General features: G+C 71.5%; 20 protein-coding genes. 10 read left to right on the top strand and 10 right to left on the bottom strand.

Translation table 11 applies throughout. From position 1 onward, the window contains the following. Positions 1–131 precede the first annotated feature (131 nt). The 4 genes from mug to ACXKR8_RS11685 are packed head-to-tail and all read right to left on the bottom strand — an operon-like array spanning position 132 to position 3,968. Complete coding sequence (gene mug / locus ACXKR8_RS11670; protein ID WP_458272830.1) at positions 132–707, bottom strand: G/U mismatch-specific DNA glycosylase; 576 nt, start codon at positions 705–707, stop codon at positions 132–134. A gap of 41 nt (positions 708–748) precedes the next feature. Then, a complete protein-coding gene (locus ACXKR8_RS11675) occupies positions 749–1,843 on the bottom strand; it encodes a threonine aldolase family protein (RefSeq protein WP_458274954.1) in 1,095 nt (364 codons plus the stop codon). Beyond that, complete coding sequence (locus ACXKR8_RS11680) at positions 1,840–2,583, bottom strand: SDR family NAD(P)-dependent oxidoreductase (RefSeq protein WP_458272831.1); 744 nt, start codon at positions 2,581–2,583, stop codon at positions 1,840–1,842. Before ACXKR8_RS11680 ends, ACXKR8_RS11675 begins: the two co-directional genes overlap by 4 nt. Then, complete coding sequence (locus ACXKR8_RS11685; protein ID WP_458272832.1) at positions 2,580–3,968, bottom strand: DUF6421 family protein; 1,389 nt, start codon at positions 3,966–3,968, stop codon at positions 2,580–2,582. The genes ACXKR8_RS11680 and ACXKR8_RS11685 overlap by 4 nt, the downstream gene beginning before the upstream one ends. A 256-nt stretch (positions 3,969–4,224) precedes the next feature. Between ACXKR8_RS11685 and ACXKR8_RS11690 the strand changes: the two genes are divergently transcribed. The 3 genes from ACXKR8_RS11690 to ACXKR8_RS11700 all read left to right on the top strand — a co-directional run bounded on the left by ACXKR8_RS11690 (position 4,225) and on the right by ACXKR8_RS11700 (position 6,841). Further along, positions 4,225–5,124 carry an ABC transporter substrate-binding protein gene (locus ACXKR8_RS11690; RefSeq protein WP_458272833.1) on the top strand — a complete coding sequence of 300 codons (900 nt, stop codon included), beginning with the start codon at positions 4,225–4,227 and terminating at the stop codon, positions 5,122–5,124. Between the two features lie 77 nt (positions 5,125–5,201). Next, the gene (locus tag ACXKR8_RS11695; protein ID WP_458274955.1) at positions 5,202–6,062 is read left to right on the top strand and encodes an amino acid ABC transporter permease; all 861 of its coding nucleotides are present in this window, start codon (positions 5,202–5,204) and stop codon (positions 6,060–6,062) included. Then, a complete protein-coding gene (locus tag ACXKR8_RS11700; RefSeq protein ID WP_458272834.1) occupies positions 6,059–6,841 on the top strand; it encodes an amino acid ABC transporter ATP-binding protein in 783 nt (260 codons plus the stop codon). Before ACXKR8_RS11695 ends, ACXKR8_RS11700 begins: the two co-directional genes overlap by 4 nt. 15 nt (positions 6,842–6,856) lie before the next feature. Here the strand turns inward: ACXKR8_RS11700 and ACXKR8_RS11705 are convergent, their stop codons facing one another. The 3 genes from ACXKR8_RS11705 to ACXKR8_RS11715 are packed head-to-tail and all read right to left on the bottom strand — an operon-like array spanning position 6,857 to position 8,894. Next, on the bottom strand, positions 6,857–7,582 hold the full coding sequence (locus tag ACXKR8_RS11705; protein WP_458272835.1) for a polysaccharide deacetylase family protein: 726 nt from the start codon (positions 7,580–7,582) through the stop codon (positions 6,857–6,859). Beyond that, positions 7,579–8,139, bottom strand: coding sequence for a glycosyltransferase (locus tag ACXKR8_RS11710; RefSeq protein WP_462100462.1), 561 nt, complete (start codon positions 8,137–8,139; stop codon positions 7,579–7,581). The genes ACXKR8_RS11705 and ACXKR8_RS11710 overlap by 4 nt, the downstream gene beginning before the upstream one ends. 8 nt (positions 8,140–8,147) lie before the next feature. Beyond that, complete coding sequence (locus tag ACXKR8_RS11715) at positions 8,148–8,894, bottom strand: MGDG synthase family glycosyltransferase (RefSeq protein WP_462100463.1); 747 nt, start codon at positions 8,892–8,894, stop codon at positions 8,148–8,150. Between the two features lie 378 nt (positions 8,895–9,272). Here ACXKR8_RS11715 and ACXKR8_RS11720 point away from each other — a divergent pair, with 378 nt between their 5' ends. The 3 genes from ACXKR8_RS11720 (at position 9,273) to ACXKR8_RS11730 (ending at position 12,102) form a co-directional block, all read left to right on the top strand. Beyond that, positions 9,273–9,869 (top strand): DUF5134 domain-containing protein, encoded by a 597-nt coding sequence (locus ACXKR8_RS11720; protein ID WP_458272837.1) that lies wholly within the window; start codon positions 9,273–9,275, stop codon positions 9,867–9,869. A gap of 155 nt (positions 9,870–10,024) precedes the next feature. Continuing rightward, positions 10,025–10,987 (top strand): M56 family metallopeptidase, encoded by a 963-nt coding sequence (locus ACXKR8_RS11725; RefSeq protein WP_458272838.1) that lies wholly within the window; start codon positions 10,025–10,027, stop codon positions 10,985–10,987. Positions 10,988–11,163: 176 nt separating this feature from the next. Beyond that, positions 11,164–12,102 (top strand): DMT family transporter, encoded by a 939-nt coding sequence (locus ACXKR8_RS11730; protein WP_458272839.1) that lies wholly within the window; start codon positions 11,164–11,166, stop codon positions 12,100–12,102. A gap of 24 nt (positions 12,103–12,126) precedes the next feature. On the opposite strand, the gene ACXKR8_RS11735 is transcribed toward ACXKR8_RS11730, so the two are convergent. Further along, positions 12,127–12,537 carry a MarR family transcriptional regulator gene (locus ACXKR8_RS11735; protein WP_458272840.1) on the bottom strand — a complete coding sequence of 137 codons (411 nt, stop codon included), beginning with the start codon at positions 12,535–12,537 and terminating at the stop codon, positions 12,127–12,129. Between the two features lie 87 nt (positions 12,538–12,624). Here ACXKR8_RS11735 and ACXKR8_RS11740 point away from each other — a divergent pair, with 87 nt between their 5' ends. After that, positions 12,625–14,133 carry an MFS transporter gene (locus ACXKR8_RS11740; protein ID WP_458272841.1) on the top strand — a complete coding sequence of 503 codons (1,509 nt, stop codon included), beginning with the start codon at positions 12,625–12,627 and terminating at the stop codon, positions 14,131–14,133. 181 nt (positions 14,134–14,314) lie between these two features. Then, a complete protein-coding gene (locus ACXKR8_RS11745) occupies positions 14,315–14,920 on the top strand; it encodes a TetR/AcrR family transcriptional regulator (protein WP_458272842.1) in 606 nt (201 codons plus the stop codon). 1 nt (position 14,921) lies between these two features. Here ACXKR8_RS11745 and ACXKR8_RS11750 read toward each other — a convergent pair whose 3' ends face one another. After that, positions 14,922–15,788 (bottom strand): helix-turn-helix domain-containing protein, encoded by an 867-nt coding sequence (locus ACXKR8_RS11750; RefSeq protein WP_458272843.1) that lies wholly within the window; start codon positions 15,786–15,788, stop codon positions 14,922–14,924. Between the two features lie 414 nt (positions 15,789–16,202). Between ACXKR8_RS11750 and ACXKR8_RS11755 the strand changes: the two genes are divergently transcribed. Further along, positions 16,203–16,754 carry an ATP-binding protein gene (locus tag ACXKR8_RS11755; protein WP_458272844.1) on the top strand — a complete coding sequence of 184 codons (552 nt, stop codon included), beginning with the start codon at positions 16,203–16,205 and terminating at the stop codon, positions 16,752–16,754. 101 nt (positions 16,755–16,855) lie between these two features. On the opposite strand, the gene ACXKR8_RS11760 is transcribed toward ACXKR8_RS11755, so the two are convergent. After that, positions 16,856–17,098: a DUF397 domain-containing protein gene (locus ACXKR8_RS11760; protein ID WP_458272845.1), complete on the bottom strand. Its 243-nt coding sequence runs from the start codon at positions 17,096–17,098 to the stop codon at positions 16,856–16,858. A gap of 505 nt (positions 17,099–17,603) precedes the next feature. Here ACXKR8_RS11760 and ACXKR8_RS11765 point away from each other — a divergent pair. Next, the gene (locus ACXKR8_RS11765; protein WP_458272846.1) at positions 17,604–18,461 is read left to right on the top strand and encodes a sirohydrochlorin chelatase; all 858 of its coding nucleotides are present in this window, start codon (positions 17,604–17,606) and stop codon (positions 18,459–18,461) included. Positions 18,462–18,506 lie beyond the last annotated feature (45 nt).

Consider the following 18,506-nt stretch of genomic DNA (forward strand, 5'->3'; position numbering starts at 1 on the left):
ATTCCGCGCTTTTCTGATAATCGGCACGCCAAAGAAGGCCATGCTATCTCATCAGGGGTTTTGTCGCCGCCGCTGTTCACAGGGCAACTCGAAGGACACTACGCGCCCGATCGACCAGGGTCAAACCGAGGTCAGAGCGGCCCGTCGTCGCCCTCGCCGGACACCGCCGCACGGAGCCGGCGGAATTCCGCGGCGATGCCGTCCAGCGTGTAGTGGGCGTTCAGTCCGCTCGGGTTGGGCAGGACCCATACCTCGGTGTCACCGATGCGCTCGGCCTGCGGGCCGACCGTCGTCCGGGGTCGTCCGAACGCGGTGCGGTAGGCGCCGATGCCGAGCACCGCCAGGGCCCGGGGGCGCAGCCGCTCCACCCGTGCGACCAGGGCTGCTCCGCCCTCGCGGTACTCCGCCGCGGTCAGTTCGTCGGCCTTGGCGGTGGTCCTGGCCACCACGTTGGTGATGCCCAGGCCGAGCGCGACCAGTTCGTCCTGTTCCTCCGGGGCGAACTGCCGGGGCGTGAACCCGGAGCGGTGGAGCGCGGGCCAGAACCGGTTGCCCGGCCGGGCGAAGTGCCGACCGGTCGCCCCGGACCAGAGGCCCGGGTTGATGCCGCAGAACAACACCCGCAGCCCGGGCCCGGCCACGTCCGGGATCGTCGCGCTCTTGGCCGCTTCCAACTGCGCCGCCGTGGGCGCCGTGCTCTTCCGCATCGGCCCAGTGTTCACCTCGGGAACAGCGACCGCACAATCGGCTACTGCTTGGCCATCTCCTCGGCGATCGCCGCCGCGAAGGCGTCGATGTCGGCCTCGGTCGTGTCGAAGGCGGCCATCCAGCGGACCTCGCCGGTGTGCTCGTTCCAGAAGTAGAAGCGGTAGCTCTTCTGCAGACGCTCGCTGACCTCCCGCGGCAGCAGCGCGAAGACCGCGTTCGCCTGCACCGGACGGACCAGGGTGACCCCGTCGATCCCGCGGACGGCCGCCTCGAGGCGCAGGGCCATGGCGTTGGCGTGGCCGGCGCTGCGGAGCCAGAGGTCCCCGCTGAGCAGGGCCTCGAACTGCACCGAGATGAAGCGCATCTTCGAGGCGAGCTGCATCGACATCTTGCGCAGGAAGAGGATGTTCCGCACCGCGTCCGGGTTGAGGACCACCACGGCCTCGCCGAACAGCAGGCCGTTCTTGGTGCCGCCGAAGGAGAGGACGTCCACGCCCACGTCGGTGGTGAAGGCCCGCAGCGGCAGGTCGAGCGACGCGGCGGCGTTGGCGATGCGCGAGCCGTCGACGTGCACCAGCATGCCGCGCTCATGGGCGTGGTCGCAGATCGCCCGGATCTCGTCGGCGGTGTAGAGGGTGCCCAGCTCGGTGCTCTGGGCGATGGACACCGCCAGCGGCTGGGCCCGGTGCTCGTCGCCCCAGCCCCAGGCCTGGCGGTCGATCAGCTCGGGGGTGAGCTTGCCGTCCGGGGTGGGGACGGTGAGCAGCTTGATCCCGGCGATCTTCTCCGGGGCCCCGCACTCGTCCACATTGATGTGAGCGGTCTCGGCGGCGATGACGGCGCCCCAGCGCGGCAGCAGGGCCTGCAGGGCGACCACGTTGGCGCCGGTGCCGTTGAACACCGGGAAGGCCTCGGCCCGCTCGCCGAAGTGGTGGCGGAAGACTTCCTGCAGGTGCGCGGTGTAGTCGTCCTCGCCGTAGGCGATCTGGTGGCCGCCGTTGGCGAGGGCCAACGCGGCCAGCACCTCCGGGTGAACCCCCGCGTAGTTGTCGCTGGCGAAGCCCCGTACAGAGGGGTCATGCCTGCGCACGGCGTCGGTCGTCGGCGCCTCGGTCGTCGTCGGGGCCTCGGTCATCGGGGCGTCAGCCACAGGTGCTGTCCGTTCAGGTCGGCTGCGGGTCGGTTCCACAGGTCGGTGATGGTGTCGGCCAGGTCGGCGACGTCGGTGAAGCCCGCGAACTTCGCCTGCGGCTTGGCCGCGCGCATCTCGAGCGTCACCAGGGCCTTGATGACCAGGATGGCAGCCGCCGCCCGCTCGGGGGCCTCCTCCGCGGCAGCCAGTGTGCGGAAGGAGTCGGCGAGGGAGAGGGTCCAGGTCTCGGCGGCGGCCTTGGCGGCGGCGTAGGCGGCGTTGCCCGCGGTGGGCTTGGCCGCACCCGCGGCGGAGACGATGGCGAAGCGCGCGCCGGGACTGCGCAGCAGCGCGTCGTGGAAGCCGAGGGTGGTGTGCTGCAGCGTGCGGACCAGCTGGTCGTGCAGGAAGTCCCAGTCCGACAGGTCGATATCGGTGAACTTCTTGCTGCCGCGCCAGCCGCCGACCAGGTGGATCAGGCCGTCGACGCTGCCGTGCTCGGCCTCGACGTGGTCGGACCAGTCGTGGGCGGCCTGCGGGTCGAGCAGGTCCAGCACCTGGCCGACCACGGCGGCGCCGGGGACGGCCCGGCGGGTGGCGTCGAGCAGGGTGTCCAGCCGGCGCGGGTCGGTGCCGGCGCAGGAGACGGTGGCGCCGGCGGCGGCGAGGGCGCGGACGGTGGCGTGTCCGGCCGGTCCGGTGGCGCCGGCGACGGCGACGACCCGGCCTTCCAGCGGCTTCACGCGGCGCTCCGCAGGTCGCTGCTGCTGCCGGTGATGCCGGCGGTGGCGGCGATGACGCCGGAGAGCTTCTTGGACAGGGCCTCGAAGAACATGCTGAGCGGGAACTCGTCCGGGAGGACGGCGTCGCACAGGGCCTTGTTGAGGGACTTGGCGTCGCTGTGCCCGGTCAGTGGCAGGGCCTCGGCGCCCTTGGCCCAGACCGAGGCCGGGTGGGGGGTGAGGTAGCGGGAGACCAACTCGTACGCGGCGATCCAGTGGGCGGTCTTGGGCCGGTCGATGCTGTCCCGGTAGAGCGTCTCGATCTCGGTGCAGAGGTCGGTGGTGACGGCGGCGACGCGGTCCCAGTCGATCCTCAGCCGGTTGTCGGTCCAGCGCAGCGCGTCGTGCTTGTGCAGGTAGGAGAAGAGCAACTGCCCGCCGAGGCCGTCGTAGTTGCGGACCCGGCCGCCGCTGACCGGGAAGCGGAACATCCGGTCGAACAGGATCGCGTACTGGACGTTGCGGCCCTGCTCGTGGCCCTCGGCCTCGAGCTGGACGGCGGCCTTGAAGGCGGTGAGGTCGCAGCGCAGCTCCTCGATGCCGTACATCCAGAACGGGCTGCGCTGTTTGATCATGAAGGGGTCGAACGGCAGGTCGCCGTGGCTGTGGGTGCGGTCGTGGACCAGGTCCCAGAGCACGAAGGTCTGCTCGGACAGCTTCTGGTCCTGGATCAGCGCCGCGGCGTCGTCCGGGACCTCCAGGCCGAGGGTCGCCACGGCGGCGGTGCTGACGGCGCGGAAGCGGGCGGCCTCGCGGTCGCAGAAGATGGCGCCCCAGGTGAAGCGCTCCGGGGCCTCCCGGACCGAGACGGTCTCCGGGAAGAGCACGGCGGAGTTGGTGTCGTAGCCGGAGGTGAAGTCGATGAAGGTGATCGGCACGAACATCGGGTTGTCGAAGCGGGTGCGCTCCAGCTCCGCGAGCCAGTCCGGCCAGACCACGGTCAGCAGCACAGCCTCCAGGTTGCGGTCCGGGTTGCCGTTCTGGGTGTACATCGGGAAGACCACCAGGTGCGGCAGGCCGTCCTCGCGCTGCGCGGCGGGCTGGAAGGCCAGCAGCGAGTCCAGGAAGTCGGGCACGGCGTAGCCGGAGGCGGCCCAGCGGCCCAGGTCGGCGACGACGGCGTCGAGGTAGGCGGCGTCGTGCTTGAAGTGGGGTGCGAGCTCCTCGACCGCGCCGGTGATCGTGGCGACCAGGGCGTCCGCCTGGTTCCGGGCGGCCGGGCCGCCGGTGTCGAGGTCGATGGAGCCGTCCTTGGACTGAAGCGGGCGCAGGGCCTCGACGGCCGCCTTGAGCTGCTTCCAGGCCGGGTCCGCTGCAATGGGGGGAGTGGGCGAGAGATTTTGCATATCAACCCTGCCTGTACCGAAGGAACTGTTGTTAAGACACCGTATATACAGAAGGTTCTTCTGTTCAAGGCGTGACCGGCCGACTGGATCACATCCCCTGGAATCCCAGCCTCTCCCGATTGCCCGCAGCCCGCTCGCTGCCCACGATGCGGGACAACGGCAGGGCGGCTGAACTGGGGCGCGTCCGCCCAGGTACGCTGCCGTCACCATGGCTCCGGGGCCCTCGCCGGAAGCCGTCGCCTCAGGAGCTGAACTGATGACCACCACCACCGGAAGAACTCGTTTCGCCGTCCTCTCGGCGGGTGCGGCGCTGCTCGCGCTGGCGGGTTGTGCTCCGCAGGCCACCAGCAGTAAGACGGAGCCCAGTGCCTCCGGCTCCAGCTCCGCGACGGCGGCGGCCTGTGCCAAGGGCGCCCTGCAGACCGCGACCGCCGGACGGCTGACGGTCGGCACCGACAACCCGGCCTACGACCCGTGGTTCCAGGACAACAAGCCCGCCAACGGCAAGGGCTTCGAGTCCGCCGTCGCCTATGCGGTCGCCGACCGTCTGGGCTACCCGCAGGCCAAGGTGTCCTGGGCGGTGGTGCCGTTCAACAACGCGGTCACCCCCGGAGTGAAGAAGTTCGACTTCGACATCAACCAGGTCTCGATCAGCGACGAGCGCAAGAAGGCCGTGGACTTCTCCTCGGGCTACTACGACGTGCGCCAGGCCGTGGTGACCCTCGCCAACTCCAAGTACGCGACCATCACCGACGCCGCCGGGCTCAAGGGCGCCAAGATCGGCGCCCAGGTCGGCACCACCGGCCTGACCGTCGCCACCGACGTGGTCAAGCCCAGCACCCACCCGGCCGTGTACGAGACCACCGACCTGGCCGTCGCCGCGCTGAAGAACCGCCAGGTCGACGCGATCATCGTGGACCTGCCCACCGCCTTCTACGTCACCTCGGTGCAGGTCACGACCGCCAAGGTGGTCGGGCAGTTCCCGGCCGACGCCGCCACCGGCAGCGCCGAGCAGTTCGGTCTGGTGCTCAGCAAGGGCAGCGCGCTGACCTCCTGCGTCTCCCAGGCGGTCGACTCGCTGCGGGCCGACGGCACCCTGGACAAGATCGCCAAGCAGTGGCTGCCCGCCGCCGACACGGCTCCGGTACTGAAGTGACCGCAGATTCCCCCAGCGCGGACTCCCCCGGCACCGACTCCACCACCGACTCCTCACCGGACTCCGCGGGCCCGGTCGTGGCGGACGCGGTCCCCTACGCCCCCTCGGCGCGGCGGATCGCGCGTGAGGAGTACCGCCGTTCGCGGGCCCGCCGCTCCTCGCTGATCGCCGGGACCAGCACCCTGGTCACGGCCGTGGTGCTGTACTTCGTGATCACCAGCTCCCCGGGCTGGCAGCGGACCAGGGAGACCTTCTTCTCCTGGAGCGACGCCAAGGCCTCGTTCCCCTCGATCATCCGCGGCCTGGTGCTCAACCTGGAGCTGCTGGCGGTCTGCAGCGTGTCGGTGCTGGTGCTCGGCCTGCTGATCGCCATGGCCAGGACGGTACGGGGCCCGGTGTTCCTGCCGCTGCGGCTGCTGGCCACCGCCTATGTCGACTTCTTCCGCGGCCTGCCGCTGATCATCCTGGTCCTGCTGACCATGTTCGGGGTGCCGGCCCTGCAGCTCACCGGGGTCACCATCGACCCGATCAAGCTCGGCGGCGCGGCCCTGGTGGTCAACTACTCGGCCTACGTGGCCGAGGTCTTCCGGGCCGGCATCGAGTCGGTGCACCCCAGCCAGCGCGCCGCCGCCCGCTCGATCGGGCTGACCAGCGGTCAGACCATGCGCTTCGTGGTGCTGCCGCAGGCGGTCCGGCGGGTGGTCCCGGCGCTGCTCAACGACATGGTGTCGCTGCAGAAGGACACCGGCCTGGTGTCGATCGGCGGGGCCATCGACGCGGTGGCCGCGTCCCGCGTCTACGAGGCGGAGACCTTCAACTTCACCTCCTACATCGTGGCCGGGCTGCTGTTCGTCGCCCTCACCATCCCGATGACCCGCTTCACCGACTGGGTCACCCGGCGGATGGACCGCCGCCGCAGCCAGGGAGGCCTCACATGAGCACGCCAGGGACCACCACCGGCGGCTCCGTCACCGGCCCCGTGCTGCGGCTGGAGTCGGTGCGCAAGTCCTTCGGCGAGAACGTCATCCTCCAGGACATCGATCTGGAGCTGCCGCAGCACACCGTCACCGCGCTGATCGGGGCGTCCGGATCGGGCAAGTCCACGCTGCTGCGCTGCGCCAACCTGCTGGAGCAGATCGACGACGGCGCGATCTTCCTGGACGGCGAGGAGATCACCGATCCCCGGGTCGACCCGGACACGGTGCGGCGCAGGATCGGCGTGGTGTTCCAGGCCTACAACCTGTTCCCGCACCTGACGGTGCTGCAGAACCTCACCCTGGCCCCGCGCCGGGTGCACGGGCTGAGCAAGGAGGCGGCGGACGCGCGGGCGATCGAACTGCTGGACCGGCTCGGACTGGCCGCCAAGGCCAAGGAGTACCCGGACCGGCTCTCCGGCGGCCAGCAGCAGCGGGTCGCCATCGTCCGGGCCATCGTCGGCGACCCCCGGCTGCTGCTGCTGGACGAGATCACCGCGGCGCTGGACCCGGAACTGGTGGCCGAGGTGCTGGAGGTCGTCCGCGACCTCAAGCAGCAGGGGCTGACCATGGTGCTGGCCACCCATGAGATGGCGTTCGCCCGGGACGTGGCCGACCACGTCTGCTTCCTCGCGGACGGCGTGATCCTGGAGCAGGGGCCGCCGGCCCAGGTGTTCGGCGACCCCCAGCACGAGCGCACCAAGCGCTTCCTCAGCCGGCTGCACGCCGCCGGCCGGATCTGACCCGAGCTCCGTCGGTCAGACCCCGTGCTCCGCGAGCGGGCCGACCTTCCAGCCCTGCTCCTCGCAGTGGTCCAGCAGCCGGGGCAGCGCGCTCAGGGTGGAGGTCCAGGAGGCCGGGGCCGCGGTGCAGTCGGAGTCGTGCAGCAGGATGGTGCCGCCTCCGCGCAGATTGCCGGTGACGGTGTCGAACACCGAGGTCCCGGTGGCGCCCGCGCGCCAGTCCTGGCCCCAGCTGGTCCACAGCACCGGCTGCATGCCGAGGGCGCGGGCGGTGCGCAGCGCCGAGGTGCTGGCGATGCCGTACGGGGGGCGGTACCAGCGCGGGGTGCTGCCGGTGGCGTCGGAGACCAGCCCGTGCGCCCGGCTCAGGTCGTCCCGGGTGGCCCGGGGGGTGCGCAGCGGCATCGGGCGGTGCAGATAGCCGTGGACCGCGACCTCGTGCCCGGCGGCGGTGATCTCCCGGCCGAGGCCGGGGTCGCGCTCCAGCATGAAGCCGAGCAGGAAGAAGGTGGCCCTGACCCCGCGGGCCTCCAGCAGCTTCAGGAAGCGCGGGGTGGAGAGCGGGTCCGGGCCGTCGTCGAAGGTCAGCGCGATGTGGCCGGGGTCGCCCAGGCCCGCGTAGCGGGGGAACAGCCGGGTGCGCAGCGGCTCCAGCGGCTGGATCGAGGTGACCGCGGGGGCGGCCTGGGCCAGGGCGAGGCCCCCGGCCAGGACGGCGGCGGCCTTGACGACGCGGCTCAACGGACGGACTCCATGACGGCGGGGGCGGGGGCGGGCGTGACCTGCGCCGGGATGCTCGCGGCAGCCACAGCGGGGGCCTGCGCCGGGACGGCGGCAGCGAGGTGGCCGAGGCCGGCGCCCTCCAGCAGCAGTCGGACCGGGTCCTTGGCCGGCAGCAGCAGCGGTGCCGCTTGCGCAGCATCAGACTGGGCGGTCGCACCCGGACCGGTACTGGAGGAGGCAGCCGGAGCCGTCGTAACCAGAGCCGCCGCGGCCGGGTCCGGCCGTACCGCCCCGGCGAGGGCCGCGGCCAGTTCGTTCGGGTGGCGGACCCAGCGGGCCACGCCGGCCTCGTCCAGGGCGGCGGCGTTGGTCAGGCCGTGCCCGGGGATGGACCGGTAGGTCACCACCGGCAGCCCGCTGGCGACGGCCTCCAGGACGGTGATCCCGCCCGCGTTCTGCACCAGCACGTCCGCGGCGTGCATCAGGCTGGGCATGTCCTCCACCCAGCCGAAGGCGTGCCTGACCCCGGCCGCGAGCAGCCGCTCGCGCAGCGGCTCATTGCGGCCGCAGACCACCAGGCAGGTCAGGTCGGGGTCGGCGGCCTCGATGTCGGCGACGGTGCGCCCGATCTCGCCGGCCCCCAGGAGCCGCCGACCAGCAGCGCCAGCCTGGCGTCCTGCGGCAGGCCCCAGCGGGCCCGCGCGGCATAGCGCAGCGAAGCGCTGACCGGGGTGAAGCGGCGGTCGACCAGCGGGGCTATCACCGACACCTGCTGGCAGCCGACGCCGCGGGCCTGCTCGGCCGGTATCTGATCCACCGCCAGGTGCGCGTCCACGTCGGGCGAGGCCCAGAGCCGGTGCACCGAGAAGTCGGTGAGGTAGGTGTGCACGGCCTTGGTGACCTTGCCGCGCCTGCGCAGCCGGCCGAGGACCTGGCTGGCGAGCGGGTAGGTGGAGACCACGATCCGGACGTCGTCGTCGGCGACGATCCGGCGCATCCGGCGTCCCGCGAGCGCGGTGAACAGGGTCGCCTGCATGCTCATCATCCGGTGGTTGTCCATACCGCCGTAGAGCAGCTTCCAGGTCCACGGGGCCCGGTCCAGCATCCGGTGGTACGAGCCGACCAGGATCCCCCCGGCCGGGCCCGGCAGCAGGTCGAGGAAGTCGTGCCGGTCCACCGCCACCCCGGCCTCCTCCAGCCGGGCGGCCAGCTCCGACGCCACGGCGTCGTGCCCCGCTCCCACACTGGCGGACACGATCACGGCGCGTGGCGGAGTCAGCGGCTCGGAGCCGGTGCGGCGCTGCGCCGGGAGGCGGATCAGTCGGCCCATGGTGAGGTCTCGTCCCTGCTGTGGTTGCTTGGTCGCCGGGGCAGGACGTTCACGGGCTCCCCCCTGGAGATTCGGGCCGCTCAAACGTAACGATCGCTTTCGGTCGGGAAGACAGACCCGGGGATGATTCAGCACCGCGAACCACGTAGTCCCGCAGGGGCACGCAAGCGGCGGCGTACTCCCCTGGGAGTACGCCGGGCCTCAGGGAACAGATCGACAACGACCCGGGGAAACCACCACCACGGGGTACGACCTGGGCGGATGCTGCCCTTGTGCGCCCCTGCTGCGCCCTGTGACAACCGGCCACCGGGAGTCATCGTGGTGCGCAGGCGTACCAGACGGCCCCGCCCCGGGTCCGACGCCGAAGGGAGCCCCCGGATGCATGGTCCCGCCGTGGTGGGATGGCTGCTGGCCGGCCTGATGGGGGCGACCGGGCTCTACTGCCTGGGGCGGACGCTGCGTCAGGGCGCGTCCCCGGCCGAACGGCAGCTCGACGGCTCGGAGACGCTCAAGGGGCTCGGGATGGCCGCGATGGCCCTCCCCTACGGGCTGGCCCGGGGGGTTCCCGTAGGGGTGTGGGCGGTGCTGTTCGGGGGCGCGGCGCTGTGGTCGCTGCGCGCCGGGGTACGGGAGGGCGCGGGGCACCGGGGGCACCACCTCTACCACGGGGTGGGGCACCTGGCCATGATCTACATGGCGGTGGGGACGGCCGGCGCGGTGGGCATGGAGGGGATGCCCGGCATGGCCGGCGGCGGCCTGGGGTCGCCGGCGCTGACCGGCGTGCTGCTGGTGTTCTTCGGCGGCTACGCGCTGCTGTCGGGGGTCCGCCTGATCACCGCGCCGGGGGCCGGATCGGTGCCGGGACCGGCGGTCAGCGGCTCGGTCGCGGTCCGGCTGCTCGGGGCGCCCGAGCTCCCGGACGCCTGCCGGATGGTGCTGGGTCTGGGCATGTTCACCATGCTGCTCGGCATGTAGGCCGACGGCAGTGCTTCGGCCGCGCACGTGGCGTCGGCCGCGCACGTGGCGTCGGTCACGCCGCCGCCGAAGCACTGCGGGCGGGCGCCGGCGCCGCATAGATTGGGGCGGTACGCAGTGTCGCGTATCCCTGCTCCTGTCAGCGGAGGGCCTTGTTGAACGCGCTTCCCGCACTGCTGCTGCTCGGTACGGTGCTGGCCACGGCCGGCCCGCGACTGCTGGCGCGGGCGCGTTGGACGGAGCGTGAACCGGTCCTCGCGCTGGCCGCGTGGCAGTGCCTGGTCCTCGCCGTGCTGCTCTGCTGCGGCCTCGCACTGGTGCTGACCGCCGCCGCGGCCTGGCCCGCCGCGCACCTGCTGCTCTTCTCCGGCGCGCCGCACGGCGTGGCCGCGGCCTACGGCTTCCCGCTCGGCCGCGCCTGGGCCGTCGCCGCCGCCTGCCTGTTCGCGGTGGGCGGCCTGCGCACGGCGCTGGCGCTGGCCAGCGAGATCCGCTCGGCCCGGGCGCTGCGCCGGCACCGCGGCCGCGAGCTGGCCCGGCAGGCGCCCGAGCTGCCGTACGGGCTGGTCCGCCGGAGCAGGCCCGGCCGCGGCTCCTCCGGCGAGCGGCTGGTGGTGCTGGAGAACACCCACCCCACCGCCTGGTCGCTGCCCGGGCACCGGTCCCGACTGGTGGTCACCACCGGGGCGCTGCACCGGCTCGGCCACCGCGAGCTGGCCGCCGTGCTGGCGCACGAACGGGGGCACGTCCGGGCCAGGCACCACTGGCTGCTGCAGTGCGCGGAGGCGCTGAGCAGCGGCTTCCCCGGGGCGGGGATCTTCCGGCTGTTCCGCGAACAGGTGGGCCGGCTGGTGGAACTGGCGGCGGACGACTCCGCGGCCCGGCAGCACGGACGGATGGCCACCGCGCTGGCCCTGGTCGAGCTGAACACGGCGGTGGGCCCGGACCCGGGCTGCCCGTCCCCCTTCGCCGAGGTGCCGGGACGGGTGGACCGGCTGCTCAACGGGGTCCCCCGGTTGCCCGTCATGCACCGCTTTCGGCTCACTGTGATGGCACTCACAGCACTGGGCGCTCCGCTGCTGCTGGCCTTTGTTCCAGGGCTTCGCGCGATCAGCTGATGCGCCCCGAAACCTATGGGTTTCGTCGGATTCTGGTTGACGCTCAGTCCTTTCTCAGTGGACCGCGCTACGCTTCCCCGGAGCGGGCCGAGCATGGAAAGGCCCGCTGAGGGCAGGCGGCACGCAGGCAGAATGCGTACGCATCCGGGCCGGTCGGGACATGGGGTGAACACTTCGTGACGGTATTTCTGCTCGGTGTGGGCGCGGCCTGTCTGCTGGGCCTGGGGTTCGTGCTCCAGCAGCACGCCGCCCAGCTCGCGCCCCGGTCGGAGATCCTGTCGTACCGGCTGCTGCTGACGCTGATGCGGCAGCGCGAATGGCTGCTCGGCATCCTCTTCATGATCGGCGGTCAGGTGCTGAGCGCGATGGCGCTCTCCGCCGGACGGATCTCGCTGGTCGAACCACTGCTGGCGACCAATCTGCTGTTCGCGATGGGCCTGGCCCGGCGGATCACCCGGCAGACGCTGGGACGCTCCGGCTGGGGCGGGGTGCTGCTGCTGGCCACCGGCGTGACCGTGTTCATCGTCAGCGGCGAACCGACCGGTGGCGGCACCGAGGCGGGGGCGCTGCGGCACTGGCTGGTGTTCGGCGTCGTGGCCGGGGCCGGTCTGCTGCTGGTCTCCATCGCCCGACGGCTCCCGCTGTTCGAGGAGGCCACCCTGCTGGCCCTCGCGGCCGGCCTGCTCTACGGCCTCCAGGACGCGCTGACCCGGACCACCGGACAGCGGTTCGAACGGGGTGGGATCGCCCTGGTGCTGCACAGCTGGCAGACCTATACGGTGATCGCCATCGGCGTGGTCGGCCTGATCCTGGTGCAGAGCGCGTTCGAGTCGGCCCCGCTGAAGATGTCGCTCCCCGCGCTGACCGCGGCCCAGCCGCTGGCCGGGATCGCCTGCGGCGTCGGCTTCCTCGGCGACCGGCTCCGGGTCACCCCGGGCGCGCTGGCCTGGGAGGCGGTGGCGATGGCCTGCATCGTGCTGGGCGTGATCGTGATCGGCCGCCATCCGGCGATGCCGGACGCCTGCCCCGACAGCGCCCGCTGCATAGAGGAGACCGTTCGCGCCGCCCAGCGGGCGGCAGCCCAGCAGCAGCGGGCCGGCGTCGGCCCGGCCTGAGCCCCCGAGCCCGCCTGAACCGCTCTAAGCCTTTTCGGTCAGCATCGAGGCCAGCACCGAGCGGTGCGTCGGCCGGGCGGCGGCATGGCGGTCGCGGCCGCCGGGGGTGAGCGAGACGCTGACGCCGCGGCGGTCCTCCGCGCACATGAAGCGCTCGACCAGGCCGCCCTTCTCCAGGCGGGCGATCAGCCGGGACAGCGCGCTCTGGCTGAGGTGCACCGAGTGGGCCAGCTCCTGGACCCGGAGCGAGGCGCTGCAGTCCCCCGCCGTGGCCTCGACCAGCCGCTCCAGTACCTCGAACTCGCTCATGCCCAGGCCGTGGTGCTCATTGAGCTCGCGGTCCAGCGCGCAGGCGGTATGGGCCTGGCGGGCGAGGAGCGCGCGCCAGGCGTCGACGAGCTCGGGCTCGCCTGCCGGTTCTGCTGGGACGGTCACGCCGCAAGAGTAGCAGATGCAGCAGAACTTTATGAGTTCACATTAAATTCACGCGCATTGAATGCACATGCATGTAGTGTCCCTCTCATGACCACAGCCACTCCCCCTGCCACCACGGACCATGCCCGCTGGAGCCCCCGTCTCTGGGGCACCCTCGTCGTCCTCTGCGCTGCCCTCTTCCTCGACGCCCTGGACGTGTCGATGGTCGGCGTGGCCCTCCCGTCCATCCGCACCGACCTGGACCTCAGCACCTCCGCCCTGCAGTGGGTGGTCAGCGGCTACGTGCTCGGCTACGGCGGGCTGCTGCTGCTCGGCGGCCGGGCCGCCGACCTGCTGGGACGCCGCCGGGTGTTCCTGGTCGCGCTGGCGGTCTTCGCGGTCGCCTCGCTGCTCGGCGGCCTGGTGGACGACGGCGGACTGCTGATCGCCACCCGCTTCGTCAAGGGCGTCGCCGCCGCCTTCACCGCGCCGGCCGGGCTCTCGATCATCACCACCACCTTCAAGGAGGGCCATGAGCGCAACCGGGCCCTCAGCATCTACACCACCTGCGGCGCCAGCGGCTTCTCGCTCGGCCTGGTGCTGAGCGGGCTGCTCACCGAGGCAGGATGGCGCTGGACCTTCCTGATGCCGTTCCCGCTGGCCCTGCTCGCCCTGTTCGCCGGCATCAAGCTGATCCCGCGCCAGCCCACCCCGCCCCGCGAGGGCCGCGGCTACGACCTGGCCGGCGCGATCACCGCCACCGGCGGACTGCTGCTGCTGGTCTTCACCGTCACCCAGGCCCAGAGCGTCGGCTGGGGCAGCCTGCGGACCGCGCTGTCCCTGATCGCGGTCGTCCTGCTGTTCACCGCGTTCATCCGGATCGAGCAGCGCACCGCGCACCCGCTGGTGCGGCTCGGCATCTTCCGCAACGGCCCGGTGGCCCGGGCCAACCTGGGCGGCGTGGCGCTGTTCGGCGCGTACGTCGGCTTCCAGTTCATCGCCACCCTCTACCTGCAGACCCTGCTGCACTGGTCCGCGCTGCACATGGCGATGGCCTTCCTGCCGGCCGGCGTGATCGTCGCGGCCTCGGCGACCAAGATGGGCGCCCTGGTGGACCGCTTCGGCACCACCAAGCTGATGCTGGTCGGCTTCCCGGCGGCGCTGCTCGCCTACGGCAACTTCCTCCGGATCGGCGAGCACAGCGACTACCTGACGGTGATCCTGCCGTCGATGATCCTGCTCGGGGTGCACTTCGCCCTGGTCTTCCCCTCGCTCAACATCCAGGCCACCTCCGGGGTGGCCGACGCCGAGCAGGGCCTGGCCTCCGGGCTGGTCAACACCTCGATCCAGATCGGCGGGGCGATCGTGCTCGCCGTCGTCACCGCCGTGGTGACCGCGGGGGCGGCCGGCAGCGGCAACGTCCACGCGCAGCTCGACGGCTACCGCAACGCGCTGGGCGTGGTGACCGGGGTGGCCCTGCTGGGCCTGCTGGTGACCGCGACCGGGGCGGTGCTGGACCGGCGCGGCAAGCGGGCCGTGGCCCATCCGGTGCCGGACTACGCGCTGCCGGGGGCGCAGACCGAGGCGGCGGAGCAGCCGGTCGGCGTCGAGCGGTAACCGCGTCGAGCGGTATCCACAGGGCAGCACAGCCCTCCCGCAGCAACCGCCCGTCCGGGCGGGGTTCGCCGACACCGGGGATCGGCGAACCCGGCCCGGACGGGCTCCGGCGTTCGGCGGTGGCCCTACGATGATGGGCCAGCGGCCCAGGAACGCGGCCGGTAAGCGCAGGAGAAGCACCATGTCACCCCGCCGCGCGGCAGTCAACGAGGCCATGCGGGCCCGTTCCAGGGTCCGCATCATGCAGGCCACCGTGGAGTTGGTGGACGAACGGGGCTTCGCCGGGACGACCCTCGGCGACATCGGGGAACGGGCCGGGCTGGCCCGGGGACTGGTGTCGTACTACTTCCCCGGCAAGCGCTACCTGCTGCAGTCCTCGGTGCACCACCTGATGCACCGCACCCTGGCCGCCGCGCTGGCCGGACTGGGGGACGCGGACGACCCGGACCGCCGGCTCGCGGTGTCCATCGACACGGTGCTCGGACTGGCCCTGGACCGGCGGACGCTGATGCGCACCCATCTGGCGCTGATCCTGGCCCCGAGCGCCGAGGGCTTCATCCAGGACGAGGAGCAGCGGCGCTTCGGAGCCCTGCTGCAGGACGTGCTGCGGCGGCGCGGGGCGGCCGACCCGGTATCGGAGCACGCGGTGCTCCGGAGCGCCCTGATGGGGGCCTGCATGGGCCTGCTGCTGCCGGGCGCGGAGGCGTCGCCCGCGCTGATCCGGGCGGACCTCTTCGCGCGCTACGGCCTCGACCCGGCCGACGGGCCGCCGGCTACATCTCCTTGACCTACATCTCCTTGAGCAGTGCCGACAGCAGCTCCACGCTGCTCTCCGGGGTGAGGCTGTCGACGCTGAGCCGCTCCATCACCTGGATGTACTGGTCCACGTCGTCCCGCTTGTCCAGGTAGAGCGCGCTGGTGAGCTGCTCCAGGTAGACGACGTCGGGGAGGTCCTGCTCCGGGAAGCGCAGGATGGTGAAGGCCCCGCTCTCGGCCGCGTGGCCGCCGAACCGGAACGGCATCACCTGGACCACCACATTGGGCATCTCGGCGGCGTCGATCAGCCGCTGGACCTGAGCCTTCATCACCGCGGGCCCGCCGACCGGACGGCGCAGCGCCGCCTCGTCCACGACCGCCCACAGCCGCGGCCCGTCGCCCTCGGCGAGCAGCTTCTGCCGGCGCGTCCTGACGTTGATCCGGCGGTCGACCTCGCCCGACTCCAGGTTGGGGCGGTTGAGCAGCATGATGGCGCGCGCGTAGTCCTCGGTCTGCAGCAGTCCTGGGATGAACTGCACCTGGTAGGTGCGGATCAGGGCAGCTGCCTCCTCCAAACCCACATAGGTCTGGAACCAGTTGGGCATGGCATCGCTGAAACTGTGCCACCAGCCCGCCTGGTTGGCCTCGCGGACCAGGCTCACCAGCGCGGCGCGCTCGGTCTCGTCATCTACTCCGTAGAGGCTGAGGAGGTCTGTCACGTCCCGCTCCTTGAAGCTGACGCGGCCGAGCTCCATGCGGCTGATCTTGGATTCTGAGGCCCGGATCGTGTACCCCGCGTCCTCACGGGTGATCGCCTTGGCCTCGCGGAGCCGGCGCAACTGGGAGCCGAGAAGGATCCGGCGCACCATTGAGCCGCTTCCCGGCTGAACTGTGGTCATTCCGTCGAACCTCCACCCGGTGAAATCAGCGCACAGTCTGCCACTGTCCGGTGGCGAAGGGTGCCGAAATGGACACCTGGATGTCAAGAACCTGATGGACAGGCCCCCGTTGCCTCCGGCGAGCAACCATGAGACTACTCCCTGCATATGAATCTGCACGTGCATATGCAGGTCTCGCACATGCACGTGAATCCACTCTTGCATCTGGCGTACGCGGAGAGGACCATGATGCACGTGCACATGCACACCCACTGGCAGTCCTGCGGGGACGACGCTCCCCCCTCACGCCACGTCGAGATTCCGTCTCCCGCACCACTCGCGGACGAGGCGGACCCCGGCATAGCGCGCGCGACCCCCACAGGGCCGACACCGGCAGCGATGCCTGTTGCAGCGCCCTTATGGGAGGAGCTCTTCATGGGCCTTGGCCCGGCCCTGGCCGCGGACCCCGATGTGGTCAACTGCGCCCTCGCACCCCGCCATGAATCCGTGCGCACCGCGCGCGAGTTCACCAAGCTGACGCTCAACCGGTGGGGCCTGGGCGGCCTGTTCGACGACATCGCCCTGGTGGCCAGCGAACTGGTGACCAACGCGCTGCGGCACGCACTGGCCTCGGCCCAGGTCCCGGAACAGCGCACCACCCCATGGGGACGACGCGGAGCGGCAATTGACGCAGCGTTCAATGACTGCTCGTCACCTCTTATACGTCTCAGCCTGGTTCGGCGGTCACCCCAGGTGGTGTGCGCGGTGACCGACCCGAGCAGCGAGGGGCCGGTGGCCCGCGAGGCCGACTGGGTCGCCGAGTCGGGACGCGGCCTGCACCTGGTGGACTCCTTCAGTCAGTCCTGGGGCTGGCACCCGGTCTCGGCCGGCAAGGTGGTCTGGGCCCTGTTCGAGCTTCCGGAACCCGGCCCGGCCGCGGATCCGTCCGAAAACGCCCCCTCGGAAAATGAGGAACGGCGGTACTGAGGGCGCCGAGCTGGCCCCAGTACCGCCGCATTTCGTCGCACCCCATCCCCGGGCGCGCCTCAAGGACCGCCAGCCCTCAGGGCTGCCGGACCTTCAGACTCTCAGAGCTGTTCGGCCAGGTGGTCGAACTCACCCTTCTTCACCCCGTCGAGCAGGGCTGCTATCTCAGCCCGCGTGTAGATGAGCGCAGGGCCTTCCGGGAACCGGGAGTTGCGGACAGCGACATCACCGTCGACGAGCGGGGCAAATTCGACGCAGTCGCCCTGGGAATTGCTCAGACGGCTCTTCTGCCAGACGGCTCCGTCGATCTCCGTGGCAGCCATGCCGTTGTACATGCGACGCATTGTGTCTCCCGGATGTGCGAGCTGTGCAGGGATGGGGCAGAGAGGCGCCTCACTGCACGTAATGATAACGCCAGTGCAGGTGCACGTGCAGGTGCTTATGCGTGTGCACGTGCGTTCACCACATGTGACAACTTGCCCTCCGGACTTGCTCCTTGACGGACCGAAACGGACATATCCAGCCCCTTTCGTCGCTCTGGGCTACCGATGCACCGCAGCGTGCCGCAGGTCGGGATCAAGATCAACGGCCCGCAGTGCCGCGGTGACGCACAGTCAGTAATCATGTGCCCTATTCAGCTATGTGACGCTGGTCACCGCCATCTGGTTGCATACCCGCCAGTACGGACCAAATGCCTGGGGCGGTTTGATGAATAGTCGCGGAATGTCGGGTTTGGCAATGAATTGTCAGCGAACATCCCCCCGACTTCGCCTCGGCTTCCCCCCGGCTTCCCCGCAAAGCGGGAGCCCGGCTTCAGCCGTCCGCACATATGACCTACGATCGTCCGACATGAGCACTGCCGCCTCCCCCAGCACCCCGCTGCCCGTCCGTACGCCCGGCACGCGGGCACGCGGCCGTCACCGTCGCCCCGAGCGCCACGAGCTGCCCAGTGGCGCACCCGCGCTGATCGTCGCCGTGCCCGCCGAGGCCACTCCCGCCGCCCAGCAGATCGCCAATGAGCTGGTCTCGCTGATCCGCGGTGAGCAGCCCGGCATCAATGTCACGGCCGGTTACCTGTCCACCGGCGGCGAGGAGTGCGCCACCCTGGCGACGCTGCTCGCCGACGCCGCGGCGGCGGAGCTGCCCCGGCCCGTGGTGGTGCCGCTGCTGCCCGGTCCCGACGACGGCCTGCGGGCCGCGCTGGCCGAGATCCAGGGAGACCTGGCGGCCGAGATCCGGCTCACCGACGCCCTCGGCCCGCACCCGCTGCTCGCCGAGGCCCTGCACGTACGGCTGTCCGAAGCCGGGCTCGCCCGCGCCGACCGGGCCCGGCTGTTCGCCATCAACACCTCCGCCGACGGCATCGTGCTCGGCACGGTCGGCGGCGCGGAGGCGCTGCAGCTCGCCGAGGTGACCGGGGTGCTGCTGGCCGCCCGGCTCGCCGTCCCGGTGGTCGCCGCGGCGCTGGACCAGCCCGGCGCGGTCGCCGCGGCGGCCGCGCACCTGCGCGAGACCGGCTGCGCCCAGCCGGCCCTCGCCCCCTACCTGTTCGGCCCCGAGGCCGGCGCCGAGCTGCTGAAGAACGAGGCCGCCGAGGCCGACTGCCAGGCGGCGGAGCCGCTCGGCGCCTACCCGACGGTGGCCCGGCTGGTGCTGGGCCTCTACCTGCGCGAGCTGGGCATGGAGCTGGAGCCCGAGCCGAGCTGACGGCGGACAAGCAGAAGGGGGGAGGCCGGTTCCTACCGGCCTCCC

This window comes from Streptacidiphilus sp. PAMC 29251 (assembly GCF_054208735.2).